At 65.4% G+C, this 15,529-nt stretch carries 18 protein-coding genes; 10 read left to right on the forward strand and 8 right to left on the reverse strand.

Annotated features, from left to right (window positions below; all coding sequences use genetic code 11):
• Positions 1 to 3 precede the first annotated feature (3 nt).
• The gene (locus A5782_RS11070; RefSeq protein WP_067099355.1) at positions 4 to 753 is read left to right on the forward strand and encodes an enoyl-CoA hydratase/isomerase family protein; all 750 of its coding nucleotides are present in this window, start codon (positions 4 to 6) and stop codon (positions 751 to 753) included.
• A 7-nt stretch (positions 754 to 760) separates the two neighbouring features.
• Here the strand turns inward: A5782_RS11070 and A5782_RS25410 are convergent, their stop codons facing one another.
• Entirely contained in the window at positions 761 to 946 is a 186-nt protein-coding gene (locus A5782_RS25410) for a bacterioferritin-associated ferredoxin (protein ID WP_082942873.1), read from the reverse strand.
• 337 nt (positions 947 to 1,283) lie between these two features.
• Between A5782_RS25410 and bfr the strand changes: the two genes are divergently transcribed.
• The 7 genes from bfr to A5782_RS25415 all read left to right on the forward strand — a co-directional run bounded on the left by bfr (position 1,284) and on the right by A5782_RS25415 (position 8,326).
• Positions 1,284 to 1,763 (forward strand): bacterioferritin, encoded by a 480-nt coding sequence (bfr, locus tag A5782_RS11075; protein WP_067099357.1) that lies wholly within the window; start codon positions 1,284 to 1,286, stop codon positions 1,761 to 1,763.
• Between the two features lie 37 nt (positions 1,764 to 1,800).
• Positions 1,801 to 3,870 carry an MDR family MFS transporter gene (locus A5782_RS11080; protein ID WP_082942874.1) on the forward strand — a complete coding sequence of 690 codons (2,070 nt, stop codon included), beginning with the start codon at positions 1,801 to 1,803 and terminating at the stop codon, positions 3,868 to 3,870.
• Positions 3,871 to 3,935: 65 nt separating this feature from the next.
• Positions 3,936 to 4,430, forward strand: coding sequence for a carboxymuconolactone decarboxylase family protein (locus tag A5782_RS11085; protein WP_067099684.1), 495 nt, complete (start codon positions 3,936 to 3,938; stop codon positions 4,428 to 4,430).
• A gap of 101 nt (positions 4,431 to 4,531) precedes the next feature.
• On the forward strand, positions 4,532 to 5,422 hold the full coding sequence (locus A5782_RS11090; protein WP_067099361.1) for a TIGR03854 family LLM class F420-dependent oxidoreductase: 891 nt from the start codon (positions 4,532 to 4,534) through the stop codon (positions 5,420 to 5,422).
• 59 nt (positions 5,423 to 5,481) lie between these two features.
• Positions 5,482 to 6,834 (forward strand): glutamine synthetase family protein, encoded by a 1,353-nt coding sequence (locus A5782_RS11095; protein WP_067099686.1) that lies wholly within the window; start codon positions 5,482 to 5,484, stop codon positions 6,832 to 6,834.
• A gap of 10 nt (positions 6,835 to 6,844) precedes the next feature.
• The gene (locus tag A5782_RS11100) at positions 6,845 to 7,960 is read left to right on the forward strand and encodes an amidohydrolase family protein (RefSeq protein WP_067099363.1); all 1,116 of its coding nucleotides are present in this window, start codon (positions 6,845 to 6,847) and stop codon (positions 7,958 to 7,960) included.
• Between the two features lie 117 nt (positions 7,961 to 8,077).
• Positions 8,078 to 8,326, forward strand: coding sequence for a DUF3761 domain-containing protein (locus A5782_RS25415; RefSeq protein WP_082942875.1), 249 nt, complete (start codon positions 8,078 to 8,080; stop codon positions 8,324 to 8,326).
• 250 nt (positions 8,327 to 8,576) lie between these two features.
• Here A5782_RS25415 and A5782_RS11105 read toward each other — a convergent pair whose 3' ends face one another.
• A complete protein-coding gene (locus A5782_RS11105) occupies positions 8,577 to 9,557 on the reverse strand; it encodes an Lrp/AsnC family transcriptional regulator (RefSeq protein ID WP_067099365.1) in 981 nt (326 codons plus the stop codon).
• A gap of 126 nt (positions 9,558 to 9,683) precedes the next feature.
• Here A5782_RS11105 and A5782_RS11110 point away from each other — a divergent pair, with 126 nt between their 5' ends.
• Together A5782_RS11110 and A5782_RS11115 are read left to right on the forward strand one after the other, a co-directional pair.
• A complete protein-coding gene (locus A5782_RS11110; protein WP_067099367.1) occupies positions 9,684 to 10,442 on the forward strand; it encodes an SDR family oxidoreductase in 759 nt (252 codons plus the stop codon).
• On the forward strand, positions 10,439 to 11,296 hold the full coding sequence (locus A5782_RS11115) for an LLM class flavin-dependent oxidoreductase (protein WP_067099369.1): 858 nt from the start codon (positions 10,439 to 10,441) through the stop codon (positions 11,294 to 11,296). The genes A5782_RS11110 and A5782_RS11115 overlap by 4 nt, the downstream gene beginning before the upstream one ends.
• A 34-nt stretch (positions 11,297 to 11,330) precedes the next feature.
• Here the strand turns inward: A5782_RS11115 and A5782_RS11120 are convergent, their stop codons facing one another.
• From A5782_RS11120 to rpfC, 6 genes are read right to left on the reverse strand one after another with little or no spacing between them, the layout of a single operon-like run.
• Positions 11,331 to 11,774, reverse strand: a complete 444-nt coding sequence (locus A5782_RS11120) for a limonene-1,2-epoxide hydrolase family protein (RefSeq protein WP_067099688.1) — start codon at positions 11,772 to 11,774, stop codon at positions 11,331 to 11,333.
• A gap of 47 nt (positions 11,775 to 11,821) precedes the next feature.
• Positions 11,822 to 13,144 (reverse strand): cytochrome P450, encoded by a 1,323-nt coding sequence (locus tag A5782_RS11125; RefSeq protein ID WP_067099371.1) that lies wholly within the window; start codon positions 13,142 to 13,144, stop codon positions 11,822 to 11,824.
• Positions 13,145 to 13,199: 55 nt separating this feature from the next.
• The gene (locus A5782_RS11130) at positions 13,200 to 13,622 is read right to left on the reverse strand and encodes a lipoprotein LpqH (RefSeq protein ID WP_067099373.1); all 423 of its coding nucleotides are present in this window, start codon (positions 13,620 to 13,622) and stop codon (positions 13,200 to 13,202) included.
• 12 nt (positions 13,623 to 13,634) lie between these two features.
• Positions 13,635 to 14,468 carry an SDR family oxidoreductase gene (locus tag A5782_RS11135; protein WP_067099375.1) on the reverse strand — a complete coding sequence of 278 codons (834 nt, stop codon included), beginning with the start codon at positions 14,466 to 14,468 and terminating at the stop codon, positions 13,635 to 13,637.
• A 5-nt stretch (positions 14,469 to 14,473) separates the two neighbouring features.
• Entirely contained in the window at positions 14,474 to 14,950 is a 477-nt protein-coding gene (locus A5782_RS11140; protein ID WP_197694200.1) for an SRPBCC family protein, read from the reverse strand.
• Between the two features lie 36 nt (positions 14,951 to 14,986).
• Complete coding sequence (gene rpfC / locus A5782_RS11145) at positions 14,987 to 15,424, reverse strand: resuscitation-promoting factor RpfC (protein WP_067099379.1); 438 nt, start codon at positions 15,422 to 15,424, stop codon at positions 14,987 to 14,989.
• Positions 15,425 to 15,529 lie beyond the last annotated feature (105 nt).

Raw genomic sequence — 15,529 nt, forward strand, 5'->3', positions numbered from 1 at the left:
GGCGTGACGCTGCAGATCGATGACGAAAACCGGGTACGCACCCTCACGCTCAACCGGCCCGAGGCGCTCAACGCGTTCAACGAAGCCCTATACGACGCCACGGCGGAGGCGCTGCTGGCCGCCGCCGAGGATCCCGAGGTTGCGGTCGTGCTGCTGACCGGGGCGGGGCGTGGCTTCAGCGCCGGTACCGACCTGGCCGAGATGCAGGCTCGTATCACCGATCCCGGCTTCACCCCGGGTAAGCATGGCTTCATCGGACTGATCAATGCGCTCAGCGCGTTTCCCAAGCCCCTGATCTGCGCGGTGAACGGCGTCGGCGTGGGAATCGGCGCCACCATCCTCGGCTACGCCGATCTGGCGTTCATGTCGTCGACCGCCCGCCTGAAATGCCCGTTCACCAGCCTGGGGGTGGCTCCCGAAGCGGCATCGTCATACCTGCTGCCCCAACTGGTGGGCCGGCAGAACGCAGCTTGGCTGCTGATGTCGTCGGAGTGGGTCGGTGCCGACGAGGCGTTGCGGATGGGCCTGGTCTGGCGGGTCTGCGAACCGGACGAGCTGTTGACGCAGGCCCGCGGGCATGCCGAAATCCTTGCCTCCCGGCCGATTTCGAGCTTGATGGCCGTCAAGCACACGATGACCGAACCCGTCCGCCCCGAAATCGTGGCGGCCACTGCCCGGGAAAACGCGCACTTCGCCGAACTCATGGGCGCACAAGCCAACGCGGCGGCCCTGGCCGACTTCAACAAACGCTAAGCGGTAGCTAGACCGACGGAGCTGTTTCCAACTTCGCCGAGTCGGCGAGAATGGCCCGCAGCGTGCGCCGGCACCGACCGCAGTCACCGCCTGCACCACAGGCGGCGGCGATCTCCTTGGAGGTCGATGCGCCTTGGGCGACGACGTCGCACACGGTCTGGTTGGTAGCCCCAACACAGAGGCACACGTACATCAGCGCACCTCCTGCACGTCCGCGTCCCCTTCGTCGAAAGCTCGGTCAAGCGTCTGCGATTCGTCCCCGACTCCGGCGTTCCCAGTCCTCGGGCACCATGGTGATGAGGCCGAATACCCATGCCGCGTATTAGTGGAGTCTAACCTAAGTCCGTTAGCCCAGTCTAACCTAACCAAGGGGTGACTTACTTCACTCCGGGGTCCACTGAGCGCAGCCAAACCTTGCTGGAACATTCCCAGCGGCCGTGGCAAAGTGCTGCTACAGCCCAGTTTCTGCGCTTCAACCAGCGCACCCGCTGCGGCCGCACACGACAGCCGCTCACACCATAGGAGTGACAATGCAAGGGGATCCGGAAGTTTTGCGTCTGCTCAACGAGCAGTTGACCAGCGAGCTCACCGCGATCAACCAATACTTCCTGCACTCCAAAATGCAGGACAACTGGGGTTTCACCGAGTTAGCTGGGCACACTCGCGCCGAGTCCTTCGACGAGATGCGACACGCCGAGGCGATCACCGACCGCATCCTGCTGCTGGACGGGTTGCCGAACTACCAGCGCCTCTTCTCGCTGCGCATCGGCCAGACGCTGCGCGAGCAGTTCGAGGCCGACCTCGCCATCGAATACGAGGTGATGGATCGGCTCAAGCCTGCGATCATCCTGTGCCGGGAGAAGCAGGATTCCACCACCGCGAACCTTTTCGAGAGCATCGTGGCCGACGAGGAAACCCACATCGACTACCTCGAGACCCAGCTCGAGTTGATGGACAAGCTGGGCGTGGAGCTGTACTCGGCCCAGTGCGTGTCGCGGCCACCCAGCTGACCCGACCGGCGCCGAAGTAGGTAACGTCGGCGAAGGTATGACGAGCTCGAGGGCAGTGGCCCAAACAAGGCCGGCTTCCGGTGCCGCATCCGGCGGCGAGCTGATCAGCCCGCAACGACGCAATCTGATCTTCATCGCGATCGTGCTCGGCATGCTGCTCGCGGCGCTGGATCAGACCATCGTCGCGACCGCACTGCCGACCATCGTCGCCAACCTGGGCGACGCGGGCCATCAGTCCTGGGTCGTCACCAGCTACCTGCTCGCGTCGACCATTGTCACCGCGCTGGTCGGCAAGCTCGGCGACGTGTTCGGCCGCAAACGCGTATTCCAAACCGCCGTAATCTTTTTCGTCGTCGGCTCGATATTGTGCGGACTGGCCCAGTCGATGGCCATGCTGGTGGGAGCGCGCGCCCTGCAAGGGATCGGCGGTGGCGCGATCACCGTCACGGCCAGTGCGCTGATCGGTGAGGTCGTTCCGCTGCGGGAACGGGGCCGATATCAGGGCATCCTCGGGGCGGTCTTCGGCGTCACCACCGTCATCGGTCCGCTGCTGGGTGGCTATTTCACCGACTACCTGACCTGGCGCTGGGCCTTCTGGGTCAACGTGCCGATCTCGGTGGTGGTCATCTTCGTTGCCGCAGCGGCGATTCCCGCACTGACCGCGTCCGCCAAGCCGGCCATCGACTACGCCGGGATAACGTTCGTGGGTCTTGGTGCCGCGGGCCTGACGCTGGCCACCAGTTGGGGCGGCACGCTCTACCCGTGGGGATCGCCGACGATCATCGGCCTGTTCGTCGGCGCCGTGGTGGCGCTGGGCGCGTTTGTGGTGGTGGAACGTCGCGCCACCGAACCGATCCTGCCGATTCGTTTATTCGGCAGCCCGGTGTTCACCGTGTGCTGCGTGCTGTCCTTCGTCGTGGGCTTCGCCATGCTGGGCGCAATGACCTTCCTGCCGACCTATATGCAGTACGTCAACGGTGTTTCGGCAACCACTTCGGGTCTGCGCACCCTGCCCATGGTGCTCGGAATGCTGGTCACCTCGACCGGCAGCGGCACGATCGTCGGCCGGACCGGCCGCTACAAGATCTTTCCGGTGGCCGGTACCGCGCTGATGGCGCTGGCCTTCTTGCTGATGTCGCGGATGGAGCCGTCCACCTCCGCCCTGATCCAGTCGCTGTACCTGGTGATCCTGGGCGCCGGCATCGGATTATCCATGCAGGTGCTGATTCTCATCGTGCAGAACACGTCCAACTTCGAAGACCTCGGTGTCGCCACATCGGGCGTGACGTTCTTCCGGACCATCGGAAGTTCGTTCGGCGCGGCCATTTTCGGCTCGTTGTTCGTGAACTTCCTCAACCGCCGAATCGGTCCGGCCCTCGCGGCCAGCGGCGCGCCGCCCAGCGCGGTCAGTTCGCCCGGCGCGCTGCATCGGCAACCTCATGACGTGGCCGCCCCCATTGTGGCGGCCTATGCCGAGTCGCTCACCCAGGTGTTCCTTTGGGCGGCGCCGGTCGCCCTGGTCGGATTCGTACTGGCACTGTTCCTGCGCGAGATCCCGCTGCGGGATATTCACGACAGCACAGTCGATCTCGGCGATGCGTTTGGAATGCCGACGACCGAGACGCCCGACCAGATGCTGGAGAACGCGATCGCGCGGATGTTGCGCGGCGAAACCGGTATGCGGCTGCGCAGCATCGCGATGCGACCCGATTGCCGGCTCGACGTCGCCGGGCTGTGGGGAGTCTTGCGGATCAACCGCTACACACAGATGTACGGGACCGCCCGGCTCACCGACATGGCCGACTATCTACGGGTACCGTTCGAGGTTCTCGAGCCCACCTTCGTGCGCCTGGTGTCCACCGGTTACGCGCAGCGCGACGGTGAGCAGATGTGGCTCACCCCGGCCGGGGCACAACAAGTCGGATACGTGCACTCGCTGCTGTTGGCCTGGCTCGTCGACAAGCTCGCCCGGTCACCGGGCTTCGAGGGCCGTCCGGACCGCCGCGCGGTGGAGGCCGCGCTGGAACGCGTCGCGCATCGAGTTCTGGCCCAACGTGATTGGCATGACGAGCAGCCAACCATGGCGATCCCGTCGGCGGCCCGCTAGCCGGTGCCGATACTCATTCGCCGGCATCGCCAACCCGGGTGATGACGCGGGCGTACCATCACGCCATGAGCCGAATCGGAACATTTGCTGACGACGACCTGGCCGGCTGGTTTGCGAAATCTCCGGACATCGGCGGCGCCCTGGGCGGTTTCAGCCAGGCGGTCTACTCGAAGAACCGACTGCCCTTGCGCACCCGCGAACTGGCCCGCGCCGTGATCGCCCACCACAACGAATGCGTCGTGTGCGTCAACACCCGCGATGAAGACGGACCCGCCGCAGGTGTCGACGAGGAGTTGTACGACCACGTCCACGAGTGGCGCACCTGGCCGGGTTACAGCGAACAGGAGCGCCTGGCCGCCGAGTTCGCCGATCGCTTCGCTACCGAGCACACCGCACTGCGCGACGACGAAAACTTCTGGAGCCGGTGCGCCGAACACTTCTCCGATGAGTTGCTGGCCGACCTGGCCCTGTCCTGCGCGCTGTGGGTCGGCATGGGTCGAGTGCTGCGGACGCTGGACATCGGCCAAGCCTGCAAACTCACCATTCCCAGCCGCGCCTAGTTTTTCCCACCCCGGGCAACCGGCGATGACGCGCGTCCCGGGCACAAATGGTGGCGCGGTGATGTTGCGGTAGGAGTGAGAGGACGCAGAGGGAGGCGCCAGTGAAGATTCGCTTCGGCGTCGGCCTGGGTGCGGATACCGCGCCGGAGCAACTGGCCGGCATCGTCGATCACCTCGAGGCCAACGGGGTCGACTCGCTGTGGTTTTCCGAACTGGTGTATTCCCCGGCGGTCGATCCGGTGGTCGGCATGGCATATGCACTGGCGCGGACGACCCGGTTGAAGGTGGGCACGTCGGTGGCCGTGCTCCCGGGCCGGCATCCGGTGTTGGTGGCAAAGCAGTTGGCGTCCTTGGCGGCCGTCGCGCCCAAGCGCGTCCTTCCCGTCTTCGGTTTGCGCTCGGCGATACCGGCCGAACGCGAGGTGTTCGTGGTCCCCGACGGCGAGCGCGCGGCTGTGTTCGACGAGTCGCTGCGGCTGCTGCGCGCGGCACTGGTCGAGGAGTCGGCCACGTTCACCGGGCGGTATTTCAGCGTCACCGATGTGGCCGTAGCCCCGAGACCGACGCCGCCACTGGACATCTGGGTGGGTGGTTCGGCGCCGGCGGCGTTTCGGCGGATCGGCACGCTGGGCGACGGCTGGCTGGGCAGTTTCCTCACCCCGGCGGAGGCGCGGGCGGGGCGCGAAGCGATCGAGCGGGCCGCGACGCGAGCCGGCCGCAGCATTGAGCCGGACCACTTCGGCATCTCATTGGCCGTGGGGGAAGGGGCCGACGGCGAATTGCCCTCCGAGTTGGCCGCGGCGGTGCGCCGGCGTCGGCCGGACCGTGACCCCGGCGAGCTGATCGCCGCCGGGTGGGATCAGCTGCACCGACAACTGGATGCCTACATCGAGGCGGGATTGACGAAGTTCGTCATCCGGCCGGTGGGTACAGCACCGGTGGACACCTTCCTCGATCGATTCGTCACCGAACTCGTAGGCCGGCAGAACTGAGGGTACGGGTGACGCCGTTTGCCGTACGGGGGCAGCTCGAGGTCAGGAGAATGGCTGCCATGACCGGCACACCGCCTGCCGCCGCGGCGATTACCCAGCTGGAGGCAGAGGGCGTCGACACGGTCATCGGCACCGTGGTGAATCCCGCCGGGCTCACCCTGGCCAAGACCGTTCCGATCCGGCGCACCGACACGTTCGCCGATCCCGGTCTAGGGGCCGGCCCGTCCTGGCACGCGTTCGCCATCGATCAGACCGGCATCGCCTTCACCGGGGATGTGGGCGTCGTGGGGGACCAACGTCTTCGTATCGATCTGTCCGCGTTGCGCATCGTCGGTGACGGTCTGGCGTGGGCACCCGCCGCATTTTTCTCTCAGGACGGCACACCGGTGCCCGCCTGCAGCCGGGGAACGCTGGGGCGGATCGAGACCGCGCTCACCGAAGCCGGCATCGACGCCGCGATCGGGCACGAAATCGAATTCCTTCTGGTGGGCCCGTACGGGGGCCGGCTGCCGTCGACGTTGTGGGCGCAGTACGGCCTGGCCGGCGTGCTGGAGCACGAAGCCTTCGTGCGCGATGTGATCGGGTCGGCGACGGGAGCCGGCATCGCGATCGAGCAGTTCCACCCCGAGTACGGCGCCAACCAGTTCGAGATCTCGCTGTCACCGCAACCCCCGGTGGCCGCCGCCGATCAGCTGATACTGATGCGGCTCATCATCGGCCGCACCGCGCGTCGTCACGGACTACGCATCAGCTTGTCGCCCGCACCCTTTGCCGACGGCGTCGGATCCGGCGCGCACCAACACTTTTCGCTGGCGACGCCAGAAGGTCCGCTGTTCTCCGACGGCGCCGGGACCCAGGGCATGACGGCGGACGGGGCGAGCGCGGTAGCGGGCGTGGTTCACGGGCTACCGGAAGCCCAAGGCATACTGTGCGGGTCGATCGTCTCCGGTTTGCGGATGCGACCCGGCAATTGGGCGGGCGCCTATGCGTGCTGGGGCACCGAAAATCGCGAGGCGGCAGTGCGATTCGTCACCGGCGGGCCCGCAAATCCGCGCGGCGGCAATGTCGAAGTGAAAATCGTTGACCCTTCCGCGAACCCGTACCTGGCATCGGCGGCCATCCTCGGCCTGGCCCTGGACGGAATCAAGTGCCAGGCAAAGCTGCCGCCGGAGATCACGATCGACCCGGCGGTGCTGTCCGATTCCGACCGTGAGCGCGACGGTGTCGTGCGCCTGACCGATTCACAGGCTGAAGTGATTGCGGCACTCGACGCTTCGGAGGCGATGCGCCGCCTCCTGGGTGATCCGACGGTCGACATGGTGGTCGCGGTTCGCCGCCTGGAGCAGGAGCGCTACGGCGACCTGGCGCCCGAGCAGCTGGCGGACAAATTCCGCATGGCCTGGAGTCTGTGACGGGCTGGTTATGGTCTCCGACACTCGCGTCCTGGCCCGGCACATCGGTGAAGTGGCGCTGATCGATCAGCATGTCCACGGTTGCTGGTTGACGCCCGGAGACCGGCATCGATTCGAGAACGCCCTCAATGAGGCCAACAGCGACCCCATAACCCATTCGGGTTTCGACTCGCAACTCGGGTTCGCCGTGCGCGCTCATTGTGCCCCCGTCCTCGGGCTGCCCAAACACGCTGGCCCACAAGACTATTGGGAGCGCCGTGGCCAGTTCAACGAGGACGAATTGGCGCGACTGTTCCTGACGGCCGCGGGCGTGAGCGACTGGCTGGTGGACACCGGGATCGGAGGTGGCGGGATCGCCGGAGTCGCGGATATGGGTCGGTTGTCCGGCGCTCATGCGCGCGAGGTCGTTCGCCTCGAGGAGGTGGCCGAGCAGGCCGCGCAGGCGCCCGGTGACTATGCGACGGCTTTCGCGGAGATCCTGCACCGGCGGTCGGGCGGCGCCGTCGGCACCAAATCGATTCTGGCGTACCGGGGCGGGTTCGACGGCGACCTGAGCGAACCGTCGACGGCGGAGGTCGCCGAGGCCGCGAGCCGCTGGCGCGAGCGCGGCGGTGCCCGGTTGCGGGATCGCGTCCTGCTGCGTTTCGGTTTGTACCAGGCGCTGCGGCTGGGCAAGCCACTGCAGTTCCACGTCGGATTCGGCGACCGCGATTGTGATCTGCACAAGGCGAATCCGCTGCTGCTGCTCGATTTTCTACGCAAAGCGGCAGACGTCCCGATCGTGTTGTTGCACTGCTATCCCTACGAGCGTGAGGCCGGTTATCTGGCCCAAGCGTTCAACAACGTCTATGTCGACGGCGGTTTGAGCGTCAACCACTTGGGGGCGCGGTCACCGGCCTTCCTTGCGCGATTGCTGGAGATGGCGCCTTTTTCCAAGATCCTCTATTCATCCGATGGGTTCGGTCCGGCTGAACTGCACTTCCTCGGCGCGGTGTTGTGGCGCAGGGGTATTCACGGCGTATTGCGCGAATTTGTCGACAACGGCGACTGGAGCGAGCTGGAAGCCATCCGGGTGGTCGATCTGATCGCACGCGAGAACGCCACGCGCATCTACAAGCTCGGATGAACCGGCTCAGCGGACAATTTTCACAAATTCGGCTGTGGCTAATCGTCGGGGCGCATAGGCTTCGATCGACGAATCGGGCAGCGTCACCAAACTGAGAGAACAAGGAGGTTTGGGCAGATGTTGTCCCGTGCTGCGTTCGTCATCGCGGCCATCGTCACCGCCGCCTGCGCCTTGATGCCTTCGGCCTACTCGTCAAAGGGTTGCTACACCGCCAGTTCTGGTGACTGCGTGCCGTATCCGCAAAAGGGTGGCTCACAGCCGCAGGGAGCCACGGCCCAGTGCTCGGATGGAAGTTGGTCTTTCAGCGAGCACCCGCATGCCAGTGGGACCTGCCACGGTCACGGCGGCGTCCAGCAGTACTTGTAGCCAAGACCTGTTGCAGTTTGTGCCGAGGGATCGCCGGAATGGTCTAAGAGGGGTGGCCATTCCGGGATTCCACGGCACCACGTCGAACCACTGGGTGACGTTGCGCAGCAAAGCAATCCGTGAGCGCTAGGTCCAGAGCACTAATGGTTCATGGTTCACTCCGAATCGACGACCCGGTGGGTTTTCTCACGTCGTTGAGAGGGAGTACAGATCTCGGGTCGTTCTGGCGCCGCGCACACTGAGCCGTGCCCTAGCCGGCGCGGATCAAGCGGCCGTGCGATATCAATGAGCCGACCTGTTTGAGCCGCTTACTGCGTACGCTGACGTCGTAGGCCTGGATATGGTCGACGGCGGCCAGGCGCTCGGCAAGATAGCTATAGAGGTGTCCGGCGTCGCGGCAGATCACCACGACCATCAGGTTGGTGGGACCGCTGACCGCGGCGACTGAGGCGACCTCAGCGTGCTGCGCGATCTGCTCGGCCACCGACGCGAGGTGGCGCGGCATGGTCGATATCCAGATCATCGCGTTCAGCATGAATCCGAGCCGCTCCGGCAGTACGTCGAGGTCGTAGGCGATGGTGTCGGAAGCCTGCAGCGCGGCCAGCCGGCGCTTGACGCGTGCCGGTGACCACCCGGTGAGCCCGGCCAATGCGCTGTCGGAGACGCGGCCGTCGTCGGCCAGCGCATCCAGCAGCGGCTGATCATCGGCCGTCGGCGCGCCGGGCCGATCGGGACGCGAATCCGTGGGCGGTTGCAGCGCGGTGATCTGGTCCCGATCCAGGACGTGTCCGTGGCCGGTCCAGTGCGCACCGGCCAATGAGCCGAATACATTGAGTACCAGGTTGATCCGCATGTCGAGCACCACCGATGTGCGGGGTAGACGGTGCAGCAGCCCGCCGCCGGCCTCGCCGATCGGGGCGCGGATGACACACACCAGTTCGGTGCCGCCCGACAATACGTTGGCGTGGGTGACCTCGGGCCGGCGGACCAGCGCCTCGGCCAGCCGGGGGAGGTCGCCGGGTTTGGCGTGCACGCGGACGGTCCATTGAGATTCGCCGTACACGCGCGGGTTCACCACGCCGATCACGCGGAGCACACCGTCGCGGCGCAGGGCGCGGTAGCGACGCGCGACAGTTTGCTCACCGACGCCGATGACCTCGGCGATACGCCGGAACGACGCCCGCGGTGCGAGCTGCAGCGCGTGCAGAATATGACCATCTAGCGCTTCCATCCTGCGGAAAAAGCTACAGCCATCCCGGCCAGCTGTCCTGTTTTTGACGCCTAGAGGGGATTTCCTGGCCTAAATCATCGACACGACGGACGCTGGACACATCGTTTTCAGCATTGGAGGCAGACCGTGCGACTGACCGGCAACACTGTCCTTGTCACCGGTGGCGGCACCGGAATCGGACGGGCCCTGGCGATCGCGTTGCACCGACGCGGCAACCGAGTGGTGATCACCGGCCGCAGAGCCGCCGCGTTACGAGCCGTGGCCGAGGCGTATCCCGGTATCGAGTGGCATCCTTTGGACGTCGCCGAGACCGAGTCAGTTCGGCAGTTCGTCGCGACGGTCGGGCGCCGTTGGCCCGATGTCAACGTGCTGATCAACAACGCGGGCGTGATGGCTCTCGAAAGCCCCTACGCGCCCGACCCGGCGATATCGACAGCTGTCGTCGCGACCAATCTGCTCGGCCCCATCGTGCTGACATCACTGCTGCTGCCGACCCTGTGCAACCACCCCGACGCCGCCATCGTCAACATCACCTCGGCACTGGCCTTCGTGCCGCTGGCGATCGCCCCGACCTACAGCGCCACCAAGGCGGCCCTGCACTCTTATACCGAGTCGCTACGTATCTTGTTGCAGGAAAGCGGCATTCATGTCATCGAGATCCCGCCACCGCGGATACGCACGGAGATGGACGGTCCCGGCAGCGCCGATTCGGTCGACGTCGATGAATTCGTCGCCGAGATCATGTCGACGCTGTCGGCCCAGCCGCACGTAACCGAAGTCGTGGTCGAGGCCGCCCGCGCGTTGCGCTACGCCGAACGCGAGGGCGACTACGACGGGGTGCTGGCCGCACTCAACACCGATATCAAAGCAGAGGATGTGCTGTGAAACTGGGAATTGGTCTGCCGAACCATGTCGTCGGCGTCCCCGGCGCTGCCGTCGCCCAATGGGCGCGCCGCGCCGAACGGCGCGGGTTCGAATCGATCACGACGATCGACCGGCTGATCTACCCCAGCCTCGACTCGCTGATCGCGCTGGCCGCCGCGGCCGGGGCCACCAACGACCTGACCCTGGTGACCAATGTGCTACTGGCCCCGGTGTATCCAGTCGCTCCGCTCGCCAAGTACCTCGCCAGCCTGGCCCAGATATCCGGCGGGCGACTGGTCGTCGGTCTGGGCGTGGGCAACCGGCGCGATGACTACGCCAGCACCGGCGCGGATTTCGATAGGCGGGGCCGGGTCCTCGACGAGCAGGTGGAGCGCATGCGCCGGCTGTGGGCGGGCGAGCCGATTGTCGATGACACGGCGTTATGCGCTGCGACCGTGCAAATTCCGCTGCTGTTCGGCGGACGGTCCGCGGCCACGGTGCGCCGGGTGATCACCACCGGCGACGGTTGGGCGGCCGGTGCCGTGCGCCACTATGACGAACAGGCGAAGTTGGCCGAGCGCATCCGCACCGGCTGGCAGGCCGCGGGCCGGCCCGGGCGCCCCTACCTCCAGGCATCGGTGAACTTTGGGCTCGGGTCGACCCAGGCCGTCGCGGCGGGAAGGGACCATCTGGCGCGCTACTACGGGTTCATTCCGGAATATGCGCAAGTGAACGTCGCCGACATGGTCAGCTCGGCAAACGACGCGCGCGACACCGTCCGCCGATATCGGGCGCTGGGCTTCGACCGGCTGCTGTTCCATCCGACCGGCGCGGCGGTCGAGCAAGTCGACCGCCTCGCCGATGCGATCCTCTAGCAAGCCCCGTCCACTCTCCCTCGAAAGGGAACTGTCAGACCAGAGCTGACGCGTCGAACACCCAGCTGGTGTCCCCGCTCGCCAAGCCCTCGAAGTGGTTAGGGGGAGCGAAGGTCACCAGACTGTTGAAGTCCCAATAGTCTTTCCACACAGTCACTTTGCCGTCAACGACCTTGTGAACCGTCACGAATCGCAGCACGCCCTGCTCGCCGGTGGCGAACGTCCATGTCTCGGAGTGCTCGTAGAGCACGTCGGAGCCGTTGGACACCAGCACGCCGGTGTGGTTCTCGTAGCCGGCCAACTGCTCGAGACCCATTCTCAGGCGTTTGACGATGTCATCCGGACCGCGCGCCGACAACGCAGGGACCGGCATGTCGACATAGAGGCAATCGTCGGACAGGAAGGTCTTGACCGCTTCCCAATCTCGCCGCGAAAGGGCCTGCCACAGCCCACGTACGACATCCTCGACCGCGATCATAGACACCTCTGTCATAGCGGCAAATAAACTCTGTTGCCGCCCCGGTGTCAATAAGTAGGGTCATATTCGCGCACGCGAGGCGCCAGGGTCACCGGCAACGACGACCATCCCCGCAGCACCCGGGTTTCGCGCCGGCTTCCCGCACCCGCCGCGCGCACCTCGGGGAAGCGGTCGAAGAATGTGCGCAGTCCGACTTCGCCCTCGGCACGGGCAAGGGCCGCACCCAGGCAGAAGTGCCGGCCGCCGGAGAAGGCGAGATGCCTTCCGGCGTTTTCCCTTTCGATGTCGAAGCGGTGCGGGTCGGGGAACACGGCGGGATCCCGGTTGGCAGCGGCCAGATACACCAGCACCAAGTCGTCACGTTCGAGCCGGCGACCCGCGATCTCGACATCGTTGAGCGCTATCCGCGCGGTCAGCTGCACCGGCGATTCCAGCCGCAGGACCTCTTCAACGGCGTTGGGCCACAATTCAGGGCGTCGTCGCAGGGTGTCGAGATGCTCGGGGGCGTCCAACAGCATGCGAATTCCGTTGCCGAGCAGATTCACCGTGGTCTCGAAACCGGCGGCCAACACCAGTCCGGCGATCGCCTGAAGCTCCTTCTCGTTGAGATATGTTTCTGCAGAACCGCTTTCGGCGGTCTGGATCAGCTGACTCATCAGATTGTCGCTGGGGTCCAGGCGCAACTGCTGCAAGTGCTCGGCGAGCCAAGCGCTGAAGCAGGCAATCCCGTCCTGCACACTGCGGTACTGCCGCCATGGCAGTCCGATGTCAAGGCTCGGCGCGGCCAGTTCGCCGAATTCCAGGACGCGCGATCGCTCCGACTCAGGCACACCGAGGATGTCGCTGATGATCGACACCGGAAGTTGCGCGCAGTATCGCCCGACGATGTCCACGACCCCCGACTCGCCGGCCAGCCCATCCAACAGCTCGGCCGCGGTCCGCTCGACGCGATCACGGAGCGCGGCAACGGCCCTGGGCGTGAACACCGCCGACACCGTCTTGCGATAGCGGGTGTGGTCGGGCGGTTCGACGGCCAGCAGCGAGGGTGCACGCAGGGGATGCAGAAGATCGTCGCGGGTGCGCCGCTCCAGCCACCGCAACGGCGCCGGCAGATTCGATCCGAAGATCAGGACCCGGAAATCATCGGACCGCAGTAACTCATGGGCGAGTGCGTGATCGGCCGTCAAGTAGGCGACGCGGCCTTTCACCAGCTTGCCCCGGGCCCGGACTTCGTCGTAGTAGCGGACCGGGTTGGCGGCCACCGCCGGATCGGCGATCAGCCTGGCCTGGACATCACCCCGCCGGGCGCCCAGCGCCGCGGCGCCCCGGATGAAGCCATGCATCGCGAACCAGTGCAACCGTTCCTTCACTGGCACTCCCTCGATCAGGTGTCGTTTCGAGCCTAGGCGCCGACCACCTGGAGAGTCAGCACTGCGCGACGATTTTGAAGTCGGTGGTCGCCACTTTGTTGGGGTTGCTGCTGTTGATGCCGTAGGCGCTGCCCGTGATGGTGTACGCATCGTTGGTGAGATCGACGTGCGCGTTTCCCACCCCGCCTTGCCAGAAGCTGCCGCTGAAGCCGTCGACATTGCGAATCTTCACCCACTGGGGCATCACCCGGTAACCGCTGAGCAGCACCACCGCTTCGACTCCGCCATCGCGGTCCGGGATGTTGATGGTCCGATACATCTGGTCTTGCCGGCACGCCGGGGGCCGCGTCGTGTGAGTGGCGCCGTCGATGGTCAGACGGGCGGCCCGACGAGGTGTCGTCTGCACCGCGCTGCACCCCGCGACGCTGACGACGACCGTCGCCAGGACCAAAGCGACTGTGAGCAACCGGTGTTGCACCAGCCGACCTCCTTACTGCCGCTTCGGCATCAGCGCGGGTAGAGACTTGACGATGCTGCGTCGCACGAACTCGGGGCTCAGGCCCTTGAACAAGTCAATCAAGCGAATGCTCTTGGGTACATACCAATGCAACCGCTTTTGGTTGTGGTAGGCCTGCCACGCCGTCTCCGCCACGCTGCTTGCCGGCATCAACCGGAGCATGCCCTTCTTGGGCGCGGTGGCCCGCAATTGCTCAGCCGTCATGGGCGCGCCGCCGTCGTCGGAGTGGTTGGTCGTCGTCGTGAGGATCGCGGTGTCGATCAGACCGGGCAGCACATCGGCGACGCGCACGCCGTGCCGCTGCCACTCCACACTCAGTGCCTCGGTCAGACCTTTGACCGCGTGCTTGGTCGACGAGTAGACGGCCAGGCGGGGCATGCCATAGGTCCCCGAGGACGACGACGTCGAGAACATCAGACTGCCCGGGGTCTTCTTGAGGTAGGGCAGTGCAGCGTATGCGCCGGTCAGTACCGCCTTGAAGTTCACGTCGACGACGCGCATCGCGGCGTCATAGGGCACATCCTCGAACCAGCCGGATTCGCCGATGCCGGCGTTGTTCCACATCATGTCGAGTCCGCCACCGCTATTGCCGGCGCAGAAATCGGCCAGGGCACCCTCAAGGGCCGCCTTGTCCGTCACATCGACGGCGCGGGTCCACAGCCGATCACCACCGAGTTCTTCGTTCAGTGTCGCCAGGCCTTCGTCGTTGCGGTCAATCGCGCCAACGCGCCAGCCCTTGGCGTGGAAGAGCTTTGCTCCCTCGCGGCCCATGCCGCTGCCCGCACCGGTGATCAAGATCGATTTCACCAGCGTCAGCCCGCCTCGACCACGTCTTTGATGCGGTTGAGCGTCTTGGTCATGTCGCGGACGTTGCGGCGTTTGCGCAGAAAGCCGCCGAACAACCAGTACACGCCGAGCCATGGGGCGGGGTTGAGCCGAAACGATTCGGTGACGTCGGTCCCGCCGCCGCCGCTCGGCGCCAAGCGGTAATGCCAGTTGTTGACCGCCCTGTCACCGAGGAGCACCGTAAAACCGAACTCGCGACCCGGTTCGCACGCGGTGACCTTGCACGTCGTCCAATAGACCGGCCCCATCTCATTGCGCCGAACATGACCACGGAATTTTGCACCCAGGGCCGGGCCCGTCGCATCGCCCAGCCACTCGGCTTCAAAAACTTCCGGCGAAAACTTTCCGGTGTTGCGGACATCTGCGATGAGATCCCAGATCTTGGCCGCGGGCGCCGCCATATGAACAGTCGCCGAACCTTCCATGGGCTGATCCAAACACAGCCGGGCGCCGGGTCATAGACCGCAGGTGCGTTTTCATCAGTGCGGGACGGCCGCCTGGATCAGCCCGTTGATGATCTGCTTGATGCCCTGAGCGGGGTGCGAGTACCAACCGATCGGAAGGCCAGATTGCGCGCCGCACTTTGGCCAGGCCTCCACGCCCTCTTCGGCGAAAACCCGGTTGGCCACGGCGATTTGCTGCTCTCTGGATGCGGCCGCGGGGTTGCCGACACCGCCGTAGCGCGCCCAGGTGCCCGGTTTGAATTGCAGTCCACCGTATTCGCCGTTCCCGGTGTTGGCGTGCCAGTTACCACCGGATTCGCACTGGGCGATCGCGTCCCAGTTGGGAGCGGTGTCCGCGCTCACCACACCAGTGGACGAAGCCATCGATGCTGCAACGAACCCGCCGACCACTACGGACTTGACGAGAAGCTTGCAGAGACATTTCATGTCCAGCATTTCGGCTCGTGTAGCCAAAGCGTTACCTATTCGAAAATGGTGCGAGATATGCCATCTATCTGCGGAAATCGCCTTATCGGCAGGCCGAATGGGACCGTTAGAAATTCGTGAGGAAAAGTTAAA

It is taken from the genome of Mycobacterium sp. 852002-40037_SCH5390672 (assembly GCF_001665875.1).
Classification (GTDB): domain Bacteria; phylum Actinomycetota; class Actinomycetes; order Mycobacteriales; family Mycobacteriaceae; genus Mycobacterium.